Genomic DNA, 18,422 nt, shown 5'->3' on the forward strand with positions numbered 1-18,422 from the left:
TCGCATTTGCATCCTCACTCTCACCGTGTTAAAATATGAACAACGGTGGTTTATCCGGGTTACCCACGTGTCGAGGTCTGGTATGCCCAAAATGGTTGAAGTTGTTATTGATAGCGTTCGCGTCAGCCTCACCAACCAGCAGCGGATTGTTGTCTTACGTGAGATCAATGCCGAGCGCTATTTGCCGATCTGGATTGGCCCGTATGAGGCCGAGGCGATTACCATTGCCCTGCAAGAAATCGAAGTGGCGCGTCCTCAAACACATGATCTGCTCAAGAACGTATTGAATACCCTGAATGCACGGCTGTTGCGGGTGGAAGTCGTTGCTCTGCGTGATGACGTGTTCTACGGTAATCTGGTGGTGGAGCACAACGGCGAGGTCCTTAATATTGACTCGCGACCCTCAGATGCGCTGGCTTTGGCTGTTCGGGCGCACGTGCCCATTCTGGTGGCACGCGAAGTGATGGACGCCGCTAGCATCACCCCCGAGAAAGACCTCCAAGTCTCTGAAGAACCGACCGAACCCACATCAAAGACTGAGAATCTCGATGAGGTGACGGACGAGCGCCTCTCAGTATTTGAGGATTTCTTGCAGAAATTGAACATTGGGGATCTCGATAACTCCGAAAGCGACGAGGAAGGAGATGAAGAGAACCCCGATGAAGAGCCACCCGAAAAACCCTGATGGATGGATCAATAATCCGGGGTCTGCATGACCCCGGTTTTTTATTTTACCGAGAGAGGGTTTTCAGGGTATCATTATAAAAAATATTGGTGTGGCAGCGAGACCGATAAGGAGAACAAAGGACGATGGGCGAATTTCCCCCACTGGTAGAAGAAACGTCTTCTGCGCTTGAGCAGGCTCAACCTCATCACCGTGAAGCCGAAGAAGCGGTATTAGGGGCGGTGCTGATCAACCCAGAGGTATATTTCGACTTGGCGCAGATCCTGCGCCCGGAGGATTTCTACATCGCCCGCAACCGCTGGGTTTGGGAAGCCTTTGTCCATTTAACCGAGCATCGCATCCCCATTGACTACCTGACGGTTTGCCAGGTCTTGGAAGAAAAGGGCCACCTCACCGAAGTAGGGGGACAGGCTTACCTGCTGGCGTTGATTAACCAGACACCAACCTCACTCCATGCTGAAGCCTATGCTCGTCTGGTGCAGGAAAGTGCGATCCGGCGGCGGATGTTAGCCGCGGCGAATGAACTGGCGCGTCTGGCGTTTGACCCACGTCGCTCTGTGGATACCATCATAGACGAAGCAGAGAAGGCGGTTTTCGGTCTGAGCGAACGCCGCTTGCAGCGCGATGTGCAGCCGATCCAAACTGTCCTTAGCGCCTATTATGACCGCATTGATCAACTCTCGCAACGCAGTGATGAAATCTACGGCGTACCCACTGGATTGATAGACCTGGATCGCTTGTTGGGCGGGATGCAGCGCTCGGATTTATTGATCGTAGCCGGGCGTCCCGGCTCAGGAAAGACCGGTTTTCTGCTCTCAGTCGCCAAAAATGCTGCTCAGCGTCATCGCAAGCGGGTGGCCATCTTTTCGTTAGAGATGTCGGCGGAACAGTTAGTGCAACGTCTAATTGCCCAGGAAACCGGGATTGACACCCAACGCCTGCGTACCGGTAAGTTGACCGATGAGGAATGGCCGCTTTTTACCCATGCTATTGAAGTGCTCAGCGATACCCATATCTGGCTGGATGACACGCCGGCGATCACGCCATTGCAGTTGCGCACCAAGTGCCGCCGCTTGCACCTGGAGTATGAATTGGATCTCATTATCGTGGATTACTTGCAATTGATGGCCGGAGATACGCGCTCGGAAAATCGCGTTCAGGAAGTGTCATATATTTCGCGCAATCTCAAAATTCTAGCCCGTGAGCTAAATGTGCCGGTGCTGGCAGCTGCCCAACTTTCGCGGGCCGTGGAGCAGCGTGCGGATAAGCGCCCCATGCTTTCTGACTTGCGCGAGTCGGGCAGCCTGGAACAGGATGCGGATGTGGTCATGTTTATTCATCGCCCGGAAGGCTTGGAAAAAGAGAGCCCGCGGCGGAACCTGGCCGAGATCATTGTGGCCAAGCATCGCAATGGCCCGACCCATGGTGGGATTGAAGTGGTGTTCCTCAGCAACCTGGCTCGTTTCGATAACGCCGCCACCGTTCGTATGCCGGGCTAATTTGGATAGAGGTGAGAGACGATGGCGAGTTTTACGGGTTTTCCGGCGGGAAAGGTCGGACTGACGCGCATCCCTAACCCTTTCTTCACCGATTTATTGCCCGAGATTGACCATTTGGGCGAACTGAAAGTGACCTTATATGCTTTCTGGTTTCTGGAGCATCTAGAAGGGGCAGTGCGGTATCTCTCTTATGAGGATTTTGCCACCGACCGGCGGTTGTTGCAGTGCTTTGGCGCGGACGAAGCCAGCGCCGGCGAAGCACTGCGCGAAGCGCTGGAACGGGCGGTGCAACGCGGAACTTTCTTATGTGTCCACTATAAAGAGGGGCAACGCGAAAGCATGCTATATTTCCTTAACACACCGCGAGGACGCGCTGCGGTCGAGGCATTGAAGCGAGGTGAATGGCGACCCGAACAGTTGAATCATCCCGAGGTAGCCCTAGAAATTGAACGACCGAACATCTTCCGTCTTTATGAACAGAACATTGGGCCATTGACGCCGATGTTGGCAGAAGCCCTGCGCGATGCGGAGCGCACGTATCCTATGGCATGGATTGAAGAGGCGATCCGCATTGCGGTTGAGAATAACGTGCGTCGTTGGCGCTATATTGAGGCCATTTTGCGAGCCCGGATGGAGCGAGAAGGTCATGGAGCCGATTGGAGAGACCCTGAAACGAATCGCCGCAAATATATCGAAGGCGAGTATGGACAATACGTCCGGCACTGAGAGTTTGCCACCACGACAGTCGAATCTGCCCGGGGATCCCAACTGCCCTATTTGTCACGGCGTGGGCTTTGTTCGGCAGGACTTGCCGGTGGGGCATCCGGATTTTGGCAAGTTGCAGTTGTGTGTTTGTCGGCAAACCGAGGTTGTGCGGAGTGAACGGGAAGCCTTGTATCGCCTGAGTAACCTGGAAGCCTTCCGCAATATGCGGTTTGAAACCTTTCAGACTCAGGGACGGCGTGGATTGGGGGATCGTCAAATTCAGTCCCTGGAACAAGCCTATCAAGTCAGTCGCCATTTTGCCCAAACGTTGCAGGGGTGGCTGCTGTTGATGGGCGGCTATGGCTGTGGCAAGACCCATTTGGCGGCGGCCATTGCAAATTTTGCGGTTGAGCAAGGGGTGCCGGTACTCTTTCTCACCGTACCTGACTTGCTGGATTGGCTACGCTTCGCGTTTGAAAGCACGGATGAAAACTTTGAGGCCCGTTTTGAGGAGATTCGCCACATCCGCTTGCTGGTGCTGGATGATTTGGGTACTCAAAATAGCACCCCTTGGGCGGCGGAAAAACTTTACCAGATCATCAATTATCGCTATCTCTTGCGCTTACCCACCGTAATTACCACCAACCTGACCCTGGATGACCTGGATGGTCGCATACGTTCACGTTTGATGGACGCCGATTTGGTCACACGGGTGGAAATTCAGGCGCCAGATTATCGTGTTCCACTCAGTGAAGAGGCGCCTTCGCCGTTTTCCTCGCTGGATCTGCTGGCGGATCGCACCTTTGGCAATTTCAGCCTACGAGAAAATGAACCCCTTTCTCGAGAGGTGTTGGAGAGTTTGCAAAAGGCTTATGAAGCGGCCATGGCTTTTGCCGAATCCCCGCAGGGGTGGCTGGTGCTGATGGGCGATTATGGGTGCGGAAAAACACATCTAGCGGCGGCAATTGGAAATTACCGCAAGGGCTTGGGGGAAGCCCCCTTGTTTGTTGTCGTTCCCGATTTACTGGATCATCTCCGGGCGACCTTTGGCCCTGCCAGTACCATCTCGTATGATCGTCTCTTTGAGCAGGTGCGTAATGCCCCGCTGTTGATTCTGGACGATCTGGGTACCCAGAGTGCCACCCCTTGGGCCCGGGAAAAACTTTATCAGATCTTTAATCATCGTTACAATGCCCGCCTTCCCACGGTGATCACAACGTCCAGCACGTTAGAGGATTTGGATCCGCGTATCCGTAGCCGCATGCTGGATTTGCGATTGTGCCGTATTCACGCCATCTTGGCGCCGGCCTATCGGGTCATGCCGGTGTCCCCTGAGAGCAAAGGGGGGCGCAGTACACGGCGCGCGCGCCAGGCCTGAAGCGAAATGGAAAGAAAAAAACACTCGCCCCGCAAAGGGGCGAGTGCGTTAGCGCCGGAGGGCAAAAACCATTAAGCCTGGTGAATAGCCCCGTTAGGGCAGACCTCAGCGCAGTTGCCACAGTCCTGGCATTTCGCGGCATCAATCACGTACACGCCGTCTTTCTCGAAAATTGCGCCGTGTTCGCACTCGGTTTCGCATGCACCACAGGCAATGCAATCATCCGCATTAATCACATACGCCATAGTTAGTCTCCTTGGGATTGAATTAATCCGATTAATGTATCCAATTGCTGAGTGAAGGATAGCACAAAGAAAAGATCCCTGTCAATCCGAGGGTATGGGCCATTTGTCATAAAAATCGGCCTGAAAATGTCATCATTTAGAGAGCACGCAACCAGTCAGAAAAGCCCCGGTAAAGTGCCCCGGCCAGAACGTGGTGGCTCTTTTGCATGATCCAGCCGAGCAATAGACCCTGGGCAAAGGCGATTCCTAAGGTTGTGATCATTGTGGCGATGGGAGCGGTGAGTACCCAGGGCAACCGCCATAACGCAAAGGCCAAGCCATTCACGACTAGCCCGGTGCGTGAACCCAGCCAGGCTGACCAGCGGGGCAGTAAATAGCCACGGAAGATGCTTTCTTCCCCCACTGCCAAGATCAGGCTCATTATTAAGGCTTGCCCCTGTTCGTGGGAAATGCCCTTCAGGAGATGCATGAATTGCCCGCGCAGGAAAAGGGTGATGAAAATCAGCCCTAACCCTAACTGGAGTGCCGGCAGAAGGGTTGCCCGCCCCCAACCGGCACTCCGTAGGGGTTGCCCGCGGGCTACCAACGCCCCGAGATAGAGCAAGAGCGTCATCCCCATGATGTTGACTTGAGCGGCGGAGAGCGGGGAAACTGCCATTCCACCGGTGCGGAGGTAAAGAAAGGTACCGGCCAGTGTCAACCCAAACAATGCCGATGCGATGCCACCTTCGCGGCGGGGGTAACGAAAGACCAACGGGGGGTGGCGGAAGCGCGGGCTGAGGGTGAGCAACAAGGTGACGGCCACCACGCCCATTACTTCGATCAGGAACAACAGCCCTTCGCGCCAGGTCATGCTGATGAATTGTCCGTCCCTTCGGTGGATTTGTCGGGGGTGGGTTGACCTTCGGGCGGTTCGAGTTGCAAATCTACTTTCTCTTCCATGCGCACCTGCCCGCGCAGAAAGGCACCTTCTTCTGTGGTAAACGTCACGACCGTGACATCGCCCCACACGCGGCCGGTGGAGCGGATTTCCAATTTTTCGGCAATCACGTTCCCATAAAGCGTTCCGGCCACGACCACGGTATTAGCGCGCAATGCTTCACATGTAACCCGACCGCTTTCGCCAATCACTAAGAGGCCGCGGAGGTGAATTTCACCCTCAAATATGCCCTCAATACGTACGCCGCCACTGCCGCGTAAACTGCCCGTCCAGGTCAGGCCAGGGCCAAGCACAGAGGTGATGCGTTCGGTGGGCGTAATGCCAGCCGCAGGTGGGGGGGAAGGTTTGCGAAACATGGATTCACCTCCAAGGTTTTTACCGTTCGGATATGCCGAGTGCAGGCATTATACCCTAAGGGGCTAGGTTGGGATCGGCCACATACTGCCACCAATTGAAGGCGATCCCATCGCGCTGACCGGTAACATGAGGAAACAAACTTAGCCACCACAGGTGATGCAACCGCATATCGCCGTTGCCCCATTCACTGCAATCCACCCATTGAGGTGCGCCACTCAGATCGGGAAAATTGCGCCAGTTGCGACAGCGACTGAGCACCGGGGTGGGGTTGCCCCAATCGTAATCAGTGCGACTGTTGGGCGCGTAATGGACGGTGCCGCATTCAGCCTGGCCAGGATGGGTTTTTTCACAGCGAGTAAAGCGTTCCCAGAGGTTGGCATCACCGCTAGTGCGTTGGAAGACGCGGTGAAGGATAAACTCTGCCCGATGAGCAAAGGCTTCTAACATCTCGCCCACGCCACGCTGATAGTTAAACCCCATGATCAAAAAACGCCGTCCTGCGATTTGCCCGTTCGTTAAGGGTGGAGCGTTGCAAAAAAAGGGGTTTGGACCGGCCATAACCGATTCGTAAAACCCAAAGAAAGGTCCACCAAAGCACCAGACCTCGTCAATGATTCCATCGCGCACCTTCTCTAAAATACGGTAGGTTGAAAACAGACGGGTATAGTCCACTGTGTCGGGCTGATGCCCCTGACCGCGGTGTAAGGCGTCCAAATACGCCTCGGGGGTATAGATAAACCCATCCACTTTGGCGGGTATACCGTCCACGGTCACGCGCTCAGCGATTTGGTAATTGAGATAACCATAACTGACCGCTTGAATATCTGCGATGAAGGTTGCAATCAGATTTTCGGGCGAGTTCCAGCCCAGGGCTTCGATGAGCCGCTGCCCACCTTGTGAGGGAATTTGAGGGTTAAAGACAATCGTCAAAACCCGGCGGCGGATGGGCGTTGGAGTTTCTCCAACCGGTTCAGAGGGGGGAGAGGGAGGAGGCGATGGTGTGGGGGTGCCAAAGAGGGAACGCAGAAAATCTAGAAGGGCTTTTAGGATGTCCATATGGGTCAATCCGGTTGCAAGGGTTGGGCTAAGGCTTTTTCAAGAAGGGCACGCAGTTGAATCAATTGAGGGATCAGGGGTGCAATCTCATTGCCAACCTGAGCGTCCTCCTCCGATAGGTTCTCATGGAAAAAGCGATATTGCTGAAGCGCAGCGTTGACCCGGGCAAGGCGCATTTTGATCAAGGTGCGGGCAATGTCTTCTAGTTGCTGCTCGGGGGTCGGTTCGCCATGGGGGAGGGGGGCGAGAAGGGCTTGCAGAAATTCCTGAAGTGCCTCCCCGGTGTGTTGTTGCAGGTAAGGTAGTACTTCCATGTCATCCTGGTCTAGAGCTTGAAGAAGCGCCTGGGCTAAAGTCTGGTGTGGGGCTTGCTCAAAATCCTGCGGCGAAAAGCGGCTTAGCCCGGCTTGTTGTAAGATGCGATTGAGCAGGTAAAGGTTCTCGGGGTGGCGCAGAAGCAGGCGTAGGCAGTGGGTCTCCATATCATGGAGTGGGGGTTGGGTGTTGATCAGTGGAGAGACAATCCGTGCGGCTGCGGGGGTCGTGCCGCGCGGCCGGGATGGGGCGAATCGGGTGGGAGTGGCCCGTAAGAGGGCGCGTTCATCCACCCGCAGCAGGCGTGCCAGACGCTGACGATAATCTTCGCGCTCAACGGCATCGGGCACGTCTTCGATCAACGGCAATACCTGAGCGGCAATCTCACGTTTGGCTTTGGGGTCATTTAGATCGCGTTCGGCCGCCAGCGTTTCCATGACGTGGATCACGATGGGCTTGGCATGCGCAACCAGGTCCACCCAGGCCTGAGGGTTGCTCAGCACGACTTCATCCGGATCTTGACCGGGGGGCAAGGTGGTTACCCGCAAATCGGCCTGTAGGCGAGCCTCATGGTGCAACAGACCGCGGGCATCAAAAACCAGTTCATCCGCGTGATCCATGGCTTGACGGGCGACCTCTAATCCCCGCAATGTGGCTTTTTGGCCAGCGGCATCGGCATCCAGAGCCAGGACAATATGGCGGGTGTAGCGTTTGAGCAAGCGCAATTGATCCTCGGTGAGAGCGGTGCCCATGGGTGAGACGACATTGGTAAAGCCGGCTTGGTGCAAAGCAATGACATCAAGATAGCCTTCAACGATGACCGCCTGATCCTGAGCACGAATCGCCTTGCGCGCCTGATCCAGGGCATAGAGCAATTTGCCTTTATCGAAGAGTGGTGTCTGGGGGGTGTTAATAAACTTAGGCACATCCTCGGGATTGAGCACGCGGGCGCCAAAACCGGCCATGCGTCCTTGGGGGTCGCGGATGGGGAACATGATGCGGTGGCGAAAACGATCATAAACACCCTGGCCATCTTCGCGTTGCACAACCAAACCGACTTGAAGCAGATCCTCGACGCCGTATCCCTTGCCCAGGAAGTAATTGAGGGCGGCATCCCAACGATTGGGTGCATAGCCAAGGCCAAACTGTAAGATTGTCTCATCTCGTAAGCCGCGTTGGTGGAGATAATCAAGGGCTAACCGTCCTTCGGGGGTCTGGGTAAGGTGATGTTGATAAAAGGTGACCGCGTTTTCGAGCAAATCGCGTAGGCGTTCCAGTGCCTGTTCTTCCTCGGGTGGTGCGGCCTCTATTGGGCGCAATGTTACGCCGGCGCGTTCGGCTAGGTAACGTAGCGCTTCGCTAAAATCCCAGTTCTCTTTCTTCATGACGAAGCGGAAGATATCTCCCCCTTCGTTGCATTGGCCAAAGCACCGCCAAGTGCCCGTTTCGGGAAAGACCACAAATGAAGGTGTGCGGGTATTAGGATGAAACGGGCAGAAGCCAATATAATTTTTACCTGTGCGGCGCAATTTGACCGTCTCGCCGACCAGATCCACAATATCAATACGGGCTTTAATCTCGTCAATAACCGACATATCGGGTTAATCGGCCTGATTGGGCAAAGTGGGCTTGGTGTTTCAAATATAACATAGGGTGTGGGCTTTTGTGATATAAAAAGAGAGATGGGCGTTCCGGTTTTACCTGATCTGAGGGCTGATTTTGACCCAACAGCGGTGGTGCTTTACGGTGGCGGTGGCCACGGCAAGGTCTTGATTGAATTGATCCAAGCCTTGGGGTTGTATCGTTTGGTTGGAATCGTAGATGATGGATTGACCGCGGGCGAGCACGTGTTGGGTGTGCCGGTACTGGGAGGGGCGGAGGTTTTGCCGCAATTGTATCAACAAGGGGTGCGCTTGGCTGTAAACGGGGTTGGGGGAATTGGTCACCCTGAGGTGCGGTGGCGGGTGTTTGAGACCCTTCTTTCAGCGGGTTTGACCTGCCCGACATTGGTGCATCCGGCGGCGTATGTTGAGCGGAGCGCTCGGTTGGAAGGTGGTGTGCAGGTGCTGCCCCAAGCGTATATCAGCAGTGCGGTCAAGATAGGGTTTGGCACGGTTATTAACGCGGGGGCAGTGGTTTCTCATGACTGTGTGCTCGGGCAGTGTGTTAATCTCTCACCAGGAGCATTGCTTGCAGGCGGGGTACTGGTGGAGGATTTTGTGCAGATCGGTATGGGGGCGACGGTTAACATTGGCATCACGGTTGGCCGTGGCGCGCGGATCGGAAACGGCGCCACGGTCAAGGCGGATGTGCCCCCCGGCGGTGTAGTGCGCGCTGGTACTATTTGGCCTCCACCGGCGTCTACCCAAGGCGGTTGAATTTTACCGCCTTGGATAGAGAAAGATGGAAGTGCCTAGGGTTGAAGCACGCGTCCGATAAAGAGGATGCTCCCGCTCTGGTGATCGCGGATGAGGAAGATGAAAGGACGATCAACCCGCAGGGTAGCCGAACGCGCGGGCATGGAGGTGCGTTCCATGATGACTGCTGTGGCTGCAGCGGCTTCGGTACCGGCTTCATCCACGGCCACAAATCCCTTGTGCACCACGTTTCCAATATAGAGGCCAGGGTATTCGCTCATGGCGGTGAAATCGGCCTGTTCGGGATCGAAGGCAATTTTCATCCCCATGTCTTTGAGGGTTGTCCTGAGGCTTAGACGGGCGTCATAGGTAAAGCGGGGCATGGATAAATCGAGTTGGGTGGGTTCAAGACGGGCTAGGATTTCGTTCAGATAGGATGGAGTGAGAGCTTGTTCGAACGCCTTGAATTGCCCTGTGGTAGGCACGATCAGCACCATTTCGTAATCACCACCGGCATAGGGCAGGGCTGCCGCCTGGTACCCCTTGCCTTCGGCATAGGCGAGTTCCTTGTTGAGATGCATCATAGGAACACGCACTTTCTGCCCGTTTAGAAGGGTAAACTCTCCCTCCTGAGTCTCCTCAGGTTTGAACGGATAGCGCCAGGCAGCTTTGAAGTAGATGGCGTTGGTTAGAACCAGGCGGGTTTGGGGCGTGATATCCCCTTTTTGTAACAGGTCACGAATTTTATCGCGGGTTTGTTCGGCCACCCAGGCGTTGATGCGTTGACGTGCTCCCTCGGGATTGGCGGTAAAATCCAAGGTCTGCAAGCCGGCGTTGTAATTCTCGGCTAATAGGTCGAGAAATGCACTGCGGAAGGGTTCATCTTTTTGGCCCCATAACGCATTGGCAATGTGAAGTTCAAATGGGGGTTCTTCGGGATTTGGGGGCGTGGGTGGCGTTGTCAGACGTTGGTTAAGGGCATTTAAGGCGGAATGAAGTTGCTCCGGGGGTAGGGTAAAATGAAGCGTTTGGGCCATGGCTTCAGCCGTTTGACCAGCGGCGCCGGCATAAGTCATGGCCAGGGCAAGGGTAATGCTGTAGGGTGAGTAAAACAGGTTTCCCGCTTCATCCCGTAAATGCTGATAGAGATCAAGGGCAAAGGCGGTATTACCCTCAATCAGGGTTTGCAGGTCGGTTTCTGGCACGTTGGCGGGGCTGCGATAGGGTTTATCGGAACGTACCGGGATGATCTCATCCGAAGGTGAGGGTGAGGTGGGGGTAGGTTGTGGGGTCAATGGAGCGCAGGCGGTGATGAGCAAAGCGAACAAAATGATGATCAGCAGGCTGGATTTCCAGGTAGACATAGGGATCTCCTCCTTTTACTGGTCTCTTTTCGACAATATTAAGACGAACACCCTTTGATGATAGTTCCACATTGAGGATGGCGGGAGTGTTGTGAGAATTGGGAGTTTGGGATATAAGCCGGACGGTCCATAACGGAATGAAATCGAATACTCCTTTGAAATGAAGAGCCATAAGGATTTGTCAATTTTAACTAATTGGCCTGAGAATATCTGAAACTTTATTTAAAAAATAGCAAAAGAATGCTCTTGAATTAACAAAGTAATTATTGTATAATAAAAATATGTAATAATTCGAACGAATTCCCCTATTGGCTAACTTACAAATGAAAAAAAAACATCGTTTCTGCTTACAAGGGAACAATGCTTCATAAAGCTCCTTTTTTGTTAAGTGCAACCCAGGCCGAAGTGATCCAGGTGCTTAGGCAAACCGGACAAGCCTCACGGACTGAGATCACAGACATAACTGGTTGGTCGCGGGCCAAGACTTCTCAAGAAATCAATTCATTGATTGAAAAGGGTTATCTGGTTGAGACTGGTGTAGGTCGGTCAAAAGGCGGGCGAAAGCCACGCCTTTTGCGCTTTAATAGCCAATTGGGTTATGTTGTTGGGGTTGATTTTGGTGCCACCAGCCTGGATATCGCCCTTGCTGATACAAACGGGACTATCCTCAACCGCAGAGCCGAACCAACCGATATCCGTCGTCCACCTGAGGAATTATTAAGCCGATGCAATGTGCTCATCCTTGAGATGGCGGCTGAACACGGTATCCAACCGGAGCAGATTATTGGGATTGGGGTTGGGGTGCCGGGTCCAGTGAATTTTTCAAGAGGCGTTTTGGTGGCTCCTCCTTTAATGCCGAATTGGGAAAACTATCCAATTCGAATCTTTTTCGAAGAAACGTTCCCTGCCGCCGTTGTGGTAGTTGACAATGATGTCAACATTATGGCTTTGGGTGAACAGCGCTCGGGAGATGCAGCCAGGATTGAGCATTTTTTGTTTATAAAAATTGGCACAGGTATCGGGTGTGGCATTGTAGTGGGTGGAAAGGTTCATCGAGGTAATGATGGCTGCGCCGGGGATGTTGGCCATATCTGTGTCGATAAACAAGGGCCAATCTGCCGTTGTGGTAATCGAGGCTGTTTGGAGGCCATGGCTGCTGGGCCTGCAATTGCAGAGAAAGCCATGCAAATCGCCCGAGAAGGTAAAAGCGAATTGTTGCGCAAGATGATGAATGAAAGAGGTGGTTTACTGACTCCTGAAGATGTAAATATTGCCTGTCGCGAAGGCGATGAGGCAGCGCTTGAAATTATTCGTGCTAGCGGCCAGATGATTGGCGAGGTCCTGGCTGGGCTGGTCAATTTCTTCAATCCAAGTCATATTTTTGTCGGTGGAGGGATCTCAAATTTTGGAAATCATCTCTTAGTGGCAATTCGACGTACTGTATTAAAACGCTCCTTACCGCTGGCAACCACTAACTTGTCAATAAATTTTTCACGCGCAGGTGCAGACGCGGGTATTGTCGGCGCTATAGCATTGGCGCTAGAGCATCTTTTCGTCGTCGAGGGTAATCCGCACCCACTTCAATAACCTACAGGAGGAAGAACAATGAGATTCGGAATTAATACCTTCGTTTGGGTTTCCCCATGTACCACAGCTGCGGTTAAAGAACTTGCACCCAAAGTGAGGGACATGGGATTCGATGTTTTAGAAGTGGCTTGTGAGAACCCTGACTTGATTGATCCCGTGCAGGTAAAAGAAGTGTTAGATGAGAATGGTCTGCAGGGGATTATTTGTGGAGTGTTTGGACCGGATAGAAATATATGCAGTCAGGATGCGGCTATTGTGGAAAATGCAAAAAGGTACCTTCGTTGGTTGATTGATGCTGCAGCGGAGATTGGCTCGCCCGTGGTCTGTGGGCCCATGTATTCGGCAGTGGGAAAAGAGCACCTTGAAGAAGAAGCGGCACGTTACAACGAGTGGAAGAAAGCCGTTGAAGGAATCCGCGAAAAAGCAATCTATGCAAAACAAAAGGGAATCAAACTTGCCCTGGAGCCATTAAATCGTTTTGAGAACGACATGATCAACGTGGTTGCGCAGGGGCTGAAGTTTTGTGAAGAAACAGGCATGGAAAACGTTGGCTTACATCTGGATTCTTTTCATATGCACCTTGAGGAAAAAAACAGTGGGGATGCCATTCGGTCTGCGGGAAAAAGGCTTTTTCACTTCCATGCCTGTGAAAACGATCGGGGTATCCCAGGAACAGGACAGGTTCGTTGGGAGGATATTGCAAAGGCATTGAAGGATATTAAATACGATGGGGCTGTGGTTATTGAGTCCTTCACCCCTCAGGTTAAAGAGATTGCCCGAGCTGTCTGCATTTGGCGCGAGATTGCTCCTAGCCAGGACACCCTTGCTCGGGATGGCCTTAAGTTTCTCAAACGCCTTTTGACCGATGCTTAGGCATGGAATAGTGCCATGAACGCGCTGGTGAACATGCGTAACGAACAGAAACCTATTGTCCGAATGTTGGGAATTACCAAGAGGTTTCCCGGCGTTGTGGCTTTAAATCGGGTCTCGCTGGAAGTTTATCCGGGCGAAATCCATGGTTTGGTTGGTGAAAATGGGGCGGGGAAGTCCACCTTAATGAAAGTTCTGGTGGGTGCTTATCAGCCAGATGAAGGGGAAATTTATCTGGACGGAGAAAAAGTTAATTTCAGTCACCCACGGGAAGCTCAGGAAAAAGGTCTGAGCATCATCTATCAGGAGTTTAATTTGCTTCCCGATCGAACTGTGGCTGAAAATGTGTTCCTGGGGCGAGAACCCTTGCACCGTGGTCTGGTGGATTATCGCCAAATGAACGCCCAAACCATGGCATTGCTGCGGCAACTCGATGTCCATCACATAATCCATCCCGAAATGTACATTCGAGATCTCTCGGTTGCCCAGCAACAGATGGTTGAAATCGTGCGGGCATTATCGCTCGATTCGCGAGTATTGGTTATGGACGAACCTACTTCGGCTCTCTCTGAGACCGAGGTTGAAATCCTTTTCAACCTGATCCGCAATCTCACGCTCGAGCGAGGCTTAGCAGTTATTTATATTTCTCATCGGTTGCGCGAAATTTTTGACTTAACCCAGAGAATCACTGTGCTGAAGGATGGCAGTGTAGTCGCGACATTACCGACCGCGGATGTGACCACCGGTGATGTTGTCCGCATGATGGTGGGGCGGGAACTTAATGAATATTATCCCCCTAAAGCCACACCATCGGATGTAAAGGAAGTGGCACTAAGGGTGATTAATGGTGCAAATGAGCGATTGAATAAGATAAATTTCGTTCTTCGGCGCGGAGAAATCGTGGGTGTGGCCGGGTTACAGGGATCTGGTCGTACGGCCTTAGCCAAAGCACTCTTTGGTGTAGAACCATTTACGAGTGGAAAGGTCGAGGTGGATGGCAAGGAAGTGCGTCTGGATAGCCCAATAGATGCTATCCGCTGTGGGATCGGGTTTTTAACCGAAGACCGCAAGCGCGAGGGTATCCTGCCTTCTCAATCTATTCGTGATAATGTATTGCTGGCCTTTCGCGCGTTACGGGGTGTGCTCTCCATCAATTACCGTGATGGGGTGAGGGGAACACCTAACGTAACAGAACTCGGAAGGCGAGTGGATCTTCGTGCTCCCTCATATGAGACACAGATTCGCTACCTTAGCGGTGGTAACCAACAAAAAGCGATTCTGGCTCGCTGGTTGGCCAGTGGGGCTAATATATTAATCTTTGACGAGCCCACTCGTGGAATTGATGTGAGTGCTAAAGCCGGTATTCATAATTTGCTTCGCGACCTGGCTAAAAGCGGAGCGGCCATCCTGATGATTTCGTCTGAGTTGCCCGAAATTATTGGCATGAGCGATCGAATTTTGGTCATGCATGAGGGGAGGTTGGTGACCGAATTGCCGGCTGGAGCCAGCGAAACCGAGATCATGCTGGCGGCCACAGGAGGAAGAGAAACCCATTTTGAGGAAGAAAAGATATGAGAAAAACGAAGCCATCAGTGAAAGTTAATCTGGCTCGCCTTCGGATTATCCCTCCTGCATACGCTATCCTTTTAGGCATTTTCCTAGTGGCCTGGTTGATTGTGGAACTGTTCGGAACGGGCAGTTTTACCAATCCCGATACCCTTACCAACATCCTGGTCCGTTCGGTGGCTCTTGGTATTGTTGCGGTTGGACAAACCTTTGCTATTCTCTCTGGATCTTTGGATCTATCGGTGGCTTACCTCATCTCGGTGACTGCGGTGATGTCTTCTTTTATTATGCAGGGTAATTCGCAGCTTGTGCCCCTTGCATTAATGGTGGTTTTATGCATTGGTATCCTAGTCGGCTTGATAAATGGTTTTATCATCACGCGTTTGAAAATCCATCCCTTCATTGCAACGCTTAGTACCAGCCTGATGATGAAGGGGTTATTGGATACCGGATTCCAGAATTTCGCTGGTTCAGTGCCAAAAAGTTTTCAAGCCTTGGCATATGACGGGTGGGGGCCTATTCCTTATTCGGTGCTTCTATTCCTGGCTGTGGCAGTTGTGGGTGAATTCATCTTGCGGCGCACTCGTTTCGGTTCTCACGTTTATGCGGTGGGTGGCAATCGAGAAGTGGCCCGACTTTCTGGAATTCGCACTACCCGCATCCTAATGGGTGTTCATGTTTTGGTCAGCCTTACAGCGGTATTGAGCGGGATTTTTATTGTTAGCCGTTTGGGCTCCGGAGCGCCCTGGGTGGGACCAGATGGGGCCTATGATCTGGAATCCATCGCCGCTGTTGTGGTTGGTGGTACAGCACTTTCTGGAGGCCGGGGTAATGTGGCTGGGACAGTTGCGGGGGTGCTGATTTTCGGTGTTCTGGACACTATGTTCAATTTATTGGGTGTAGGAGCTTTTCTAAAGTTAGTACTACGGGGCGTCATCATCATTGTTGCAGTAGCCAGTTACGCAATTCGATCGAAACACGAAGTTGCTTAGGAGCATGCCCATGGCAGAACCAGGTTCCAAAACCCGTCCCTCAAAATCGGGATTTCAAAATAACGTTCTGATAAAAACCGTGGTCAATACTGCCCCGATATACATTGTGCTGATTGTTTTACTGCTCTTGGTCAGAGTGGTTAACCCTAACTTTTTTGATCCAAATGTTTTTTTGGGTTTCCTCAAACGCTCAGCCCCGGTCATGATTTTAGCTGCGGGTCAACTATTCGTGATCGCCACTGGGGGTTTTGATCTATCCATGGGCGCAATTATCCTGATGGTAGTTCTAGGTGGTGCCCTTTTGACTAACAACGATCCTAATCGAACGTGGTGGTCCATCCTGACGTTGCTTGGTCTGGGAAGCATAATTGGTTTCTTGAACGGCGCGATTACCAGTTTTCTCAGAATTCCCTCATTTATCACTACACTTGGTATGCAACTGGTGGTTCGTGGTGCTATTTTATTGGCTTCGGGTGGTGCTCCTAGCGGATATCTACCAGATAATTTCCGCGTTTTTGGGCGTGGAAATATCTTGGGGGTTGGGGAAGTTCAAATTCCATGGGCGCTTATTGTATTGGTTATTGTGGCGGCGGGGGATATTTTTCTGATGCAACGGTCTAATTTAGGAAAGCAAATATTAGCCGTGGGGGATAATCCGCGAGCAGCGGCATTGTCAGGCGTACGTGTCCCCCAAGTGCGAATCTTAGCCTTTATCCTATCAGCAATAGCAGCCGTGATTGCCGGCATTCTCTATGGGGGCTTTTCCGGCACTTCTCGCGATGCTGGGCAGGGATATGAGTTGCAGGCAATCGCAGCGGTTGTGCTGGGTGGAGCGCGTTTAGGGGGAGGGCAGGGGTCCGTTCCGGCGGTTATGGCCGGCGCTTTATCATTGCAGGCCTTGTTCACCTTGCTGAACTTGCTTGGTTTGCCTAAACCGTTGCGTGATGCCGTGGAGGGATTAATCATTATTGGGGCCGCAACTTATTCTGCTTTCCGTAGTCGTCAATCCGACAATTCATGAGGCAGCAGTAATCAGTAAATCTATCTCTGGAAGGAGGTGGTTTGCGGCAAAGATAGATACTTTTTTGAAATGAACAATGCCAAGATCGTGACCACAAATTTTCCAGAATTGGGAGGAAATATGTTTCGGAAGTCACTGTACACATTTTTGTTTGTTGTTTTGACTGCCAGTCTGCTCCTTAGCGCTTGTAGTCAGGCTGGTACCAATACGCCGGCAGTCACAGAACCTGCGGCTCCAGCAGCGACTGAGGCCGCCGCTCCTGCTGCGACCGAACCGGCAGCGCCCGCCGCAACAGAACCAGCAGCACCCGCAGCGACGGAATCGGTTTTTACCATTCCCACGATTTTCCCATCTACATCCTCTTTCTTCAATGCGGATGAATTTCGGCGACAAATGGAATTGCTAACGATCCCGCCTGAAGGTCCCGCCGACAAACCATGGGAACAGGCCATTGCACCGGATTGGGTAGACACCTCGGCCTACAAAAAGGATGGTCCATACACCATATGTTTCTCGAACGCGGGTTTGTTTAACCCTTGGCGCGTGGTGGGTTTCACTACCATGAAGGAAGAGGTCAAGCTGCATAGCGATATAAAGGACTTTATCGTTTATGATGCAGGCGGCAAAGATGAAAAGCAAATCGCCGACATCGAAGACGCGCTGGCCTCTGGGAAGTGCGATATTTTAATCGTGTCCCCGATGACAACCGAAGCCTTGACCCCGATTGTGGAAAAGGCTAGCAAGCAGGTTCCGACCATTGTCTTTGATCGGGGTGTAGCAACGGATGCTCCCATTACCTTCATTGCGCCCATTGGTGGTTATGCCTTTGGTGCTCAGGCGGCGAATTTTATCGTCCAAAACCTGCCAAAAGACGGGAAGGTTTTGGCTCTGCGCATTTCTCCAGGTGTGGATGTGTTGGAAACCCGTTGGGCGGCCGCGGAACAAATCTTCAAGGCTAACAATATCAATGTAATCGGTGTGGAGTTCACCGGAGATGACCGCGCCAAGGCCAAAAGCATTGTCAACGACTATCTCGATCGCTATGGCTCGATTGACGCGGTGTGGATGGATGCGGGTGCGACGTCGGTGGCCGTCATTGAAGCCTTTGAGGAGCGCGGGTTGCCTATCCCGATCATCACCGGTGAAGATCAGCAGGACTTCCTGGTGAAGTGGAAGGAAACCGGCATGAAAGCTATTGCGCCCACTTATCCCACCTTCCAGTGGCGAACGGCCATTATCGCTGCCCTGAAGATCCTCAAGGGCGAAAAAGTGCCTCACCGCTGGGTGTTGCCTCAACCTACGATCACTGCTGAAACGCTGGATAAGTACATCCGCTATAATATGCCACCCCAGCATTACTCGATGTGCGGATGCGAAGAAATGCCCACATATCCCGAAGCATGGGGTGGGACAAAATAATCTTATAAGAGTTTGGGGAACCAGTCGCTCTGGTTCCCCAAACTTCCTAAAGGGGTAAATCGAGAT

At 52.5% G+C, this 18,422-nt stretch carries 17 protein-coding genes; 11 read left to right on the forward strand and 6 right to left on the reverse strand.

From position 1 onward, the window contains the following. Positions 1-82: 82 nt before the first annotated feature. The 4 genes from QYE77_RS11690 to QYE77_RS11705 all read left to right on the forward strand — a co-directional run bounded on the left by QYE77_RS11690 (position 83) and on the right by QYE77_RS11705 (position 4,267). Positions 83-685 carry a bifunctional nuclease family protein gene (locus tag QYE77_RS11690; protein WP_315625598.1) on the forward strand — a complete coding sequence of 201 codons (603 nt, stop codon included), beginning with the start codon at positions 83-85 and terminating at the stop codon, positions 683-685. Between the two features lie 125 nt (positions 686-810). Then, positions 811-2,184 carry a replicative DNA helicase gene (gene dnaB / locus QYE77_RS11695; RefSeq protein ID WP_315625599.1) on the forward strand — a complete coding sequence of 458 codons (1,374 nt, stop codon included), beginning with the start codon at positions 811-813 and terminating at the stop codon, positions 2,182-2,184. Between the two features lie 21 nt (positions 2,185-2,205). Continuing rightward, entirely contained in the window at positions 2,206-2,910 is a 705-nt protein-coding gene (locus QYE77_RS11700) for a DnaD domain-containing protein (protein ID WP_315625600.1), read from the forward strand. After that, complete coding sequence (locus tag QYE77_RS11705) at positions 2,888-4,267, forward strand: ATP-binding protein (RefSeq protein ID WP_315625601.1); 1,380 nt, start codon at positions 2,888-2,890, stop codon at positions 4,265-4,267. Before QYE77_RS11700 ends, QYE77_RS11705 begins: the two co-directional genes overlap by 23 nt. Positions 4,268-4,338: 71 nt before the next feature. On the opposite strand, the gene QYE77_RS11710 is transcribed toward QYE77_RS11705, so the two are convergent. From QYE77_RS11710 to dnaG, 5 genes are all read right to left on the reverse strand, one after another. Continuing rightward, positions 4,339-4,512: a 4Fe-4S binding protein gene (locus QYE77_RS11710; RefSeq protein WP_315625602.1), complete on the reverse strand. Its 174-nt coding sequence runs from the start codon at positions 4,510-4,512 to the stop codon at positions 4,339-4,341. A 136-nt stretch (positions 4,513-4,648) separates the two neighbouring features. Next, a complete protein-coding gene (locus QYE77_RS11715; RefSeq protein WP_315625603.1) occupies positions 4,649-5,365 on the reverse strand; it encodes a CPBP family intramembrane glutamic endopeptidase in 717 nt (238 codons plus the stop codon). Next, the gene (locus tag QYE77_RS11720; RefSeq protein ID WP_315625604.1) at positions 5,362-5,808 is read right to left on the reverse strand and encodes a bactofilin family protein; all 447 of its coding nucleotides are present in this window, start codon (positions 5,806-5,808) and stop codon (positions 5,362-5,364) included. Before QYE77_RS11720 ends, QYE77_RS11715 begins: the two co-directional genes overlap by 4 nt. A gap of 55 nt (positions 5,809-5,863) precedes the next feature. Beyond that, the gene (locus QYE77_RS11725; RefSeq protein ID WP_315625605.1) at positions 5,864-6,865 is read right to left on the reverse strand and encodes a hypothetical protein; all 1,002 of its coding nucleotides are present in this window, start codon (positions 6,863-6,865) and stop codon (positions 5,864-5,866) included. 5 nt (positions 6,866-6,870) lie between these two features. After that, a complete protein-coding gene (gene dnaG, locus QYE77_RS11730; RefSeq protein ID WP_315625606.1) occupies positions 6,871-8,775 on the reverse strand; it encodes a DNA primase in 1,905 nt (634 codons plus the stop codon). Positions 8,776-8,862: 87 nt separating this feature from the next. On the opposite strand from dnaG, the gene QYE77_RS11735 reads away from it, so the two are divergent. Then, positions 8,863-9,558, forward strand: a complete 696-nt coding sequence (locus QYE77_RS11735) for an acetyltransferase (protein ID WP_315625607.1) — start codon at positions 8,863-8,865, stop codon at positions 9,556-9,558. Positions 9,559-9,593: 35 nt separating this feature from the next. Here the strand turns inward: QYE77_RS11735 and QYE77_RS11740 are convergent, their stop codons facing one another. Further along, positions 9,594-10,901 (reverse strand): serpin family protein, encoded by a 1,308-nt coding sequence (locus QYE77_RS11740; RefSeq protein WP_315625608.1) that lies wholly within the window; start codon positions 10,899-10,901, stop codon positions 9,594-9,596. Between the two features lie 360 nt (positions 10,902-11,261). Between QYE77_RS11740 and QYE77_RS11745 the strand changes: the two genes are divergently transcribed. The 6 genes from QYE77_RS11745 (at position 11,262) to QYE77_RS11770 (ending at position 18,356) form a co-directional block, all read left to right on the forward strand. Next, the gene (locus QYE77_RS11745) at positions 11,262-12,488 is read left to right on the forward strand and encodes an ROK family transcriptional regulator (RefSeq protein ID WP_315625609.1); all 1,227 of its coding nucleotides are present in this window, start codon (positions 11,262-11,264) and stop codon (positions 12,486-12,488) included. An 18-nt stretch (positions 12,489-12,506) separates the two neighbouring features. Continuing rightward, the gene (locus QYE77_RS11750; RefSeq protein ID WP_315625610.1) at positions 12,507-13,361 is read left to right on the forward strand and encodes a sugar phosphate isomerase/epimerase family protein; all 855 of its coding nucleotides are present in this window, start codon (positions 12,507-12,509) and stop codon (positions 13,359-13,361) included. 15 nt (positions 13,362-13,376) lie between these two features. Continuing rightward, entirely contained in the window at positions 13,377-14,933 is a 1,557-nt protein-coding gene (locus QYE77_RS11755) for a sugar ABC transporter ATP-binding protein (RefSeq protein WP_315625611.1), read from the forward strand. After that, complete coding sequence (locus tag QYE77_RS11760) at positions 14,930-15,916, forward strand: ABC transporter permease (RefSeq protein WP_315625612.1); 987 nt, start codon at positions 14,930-14,932, stop codon at positions 15,914-15,916. Before QYE77_RS11755 ends, QYE77_RS11760 begins: the two co-directional genes overlap by 4 nt. A 10-nt stretch (positions 15,917-15,926) precedes the next feature. Next, positions 15,927-16,937, forward strand: a complete 1,011-nt coding sequence (locus tag QYE77_RS11765) for an ABC transporter permease (RefSeq protein WP_315625613.1) — start codon at positions 15,927-15,929, stop codon at positions 16,935-16,937. Between the two features lie 120 nt (positions 16,938-17,057). Then, positions 17,058-18,356: an ABC transporter substrate-binding protein gene (locus QYE77_RS11770; protein WP_315625615.1), complete on the forward strand. Its 1,299-nt coding sequence runs from the start codon at positions 17,058-17,060 to the stop codon at positions 18,354-18,356. Positions 18,357-18,422: the final 66 nt, after the last annotated feature.

The organism is Thermanaerothrix solaris, assembly GCF_032334255.1.
Taxonomy (GTDB): Bacteria; Chloroflexota; Anaerolineae; order Anaerolineales; family Anaerolineaceae; genus Thermanaerothrix; species Thermanaerothrix solaris.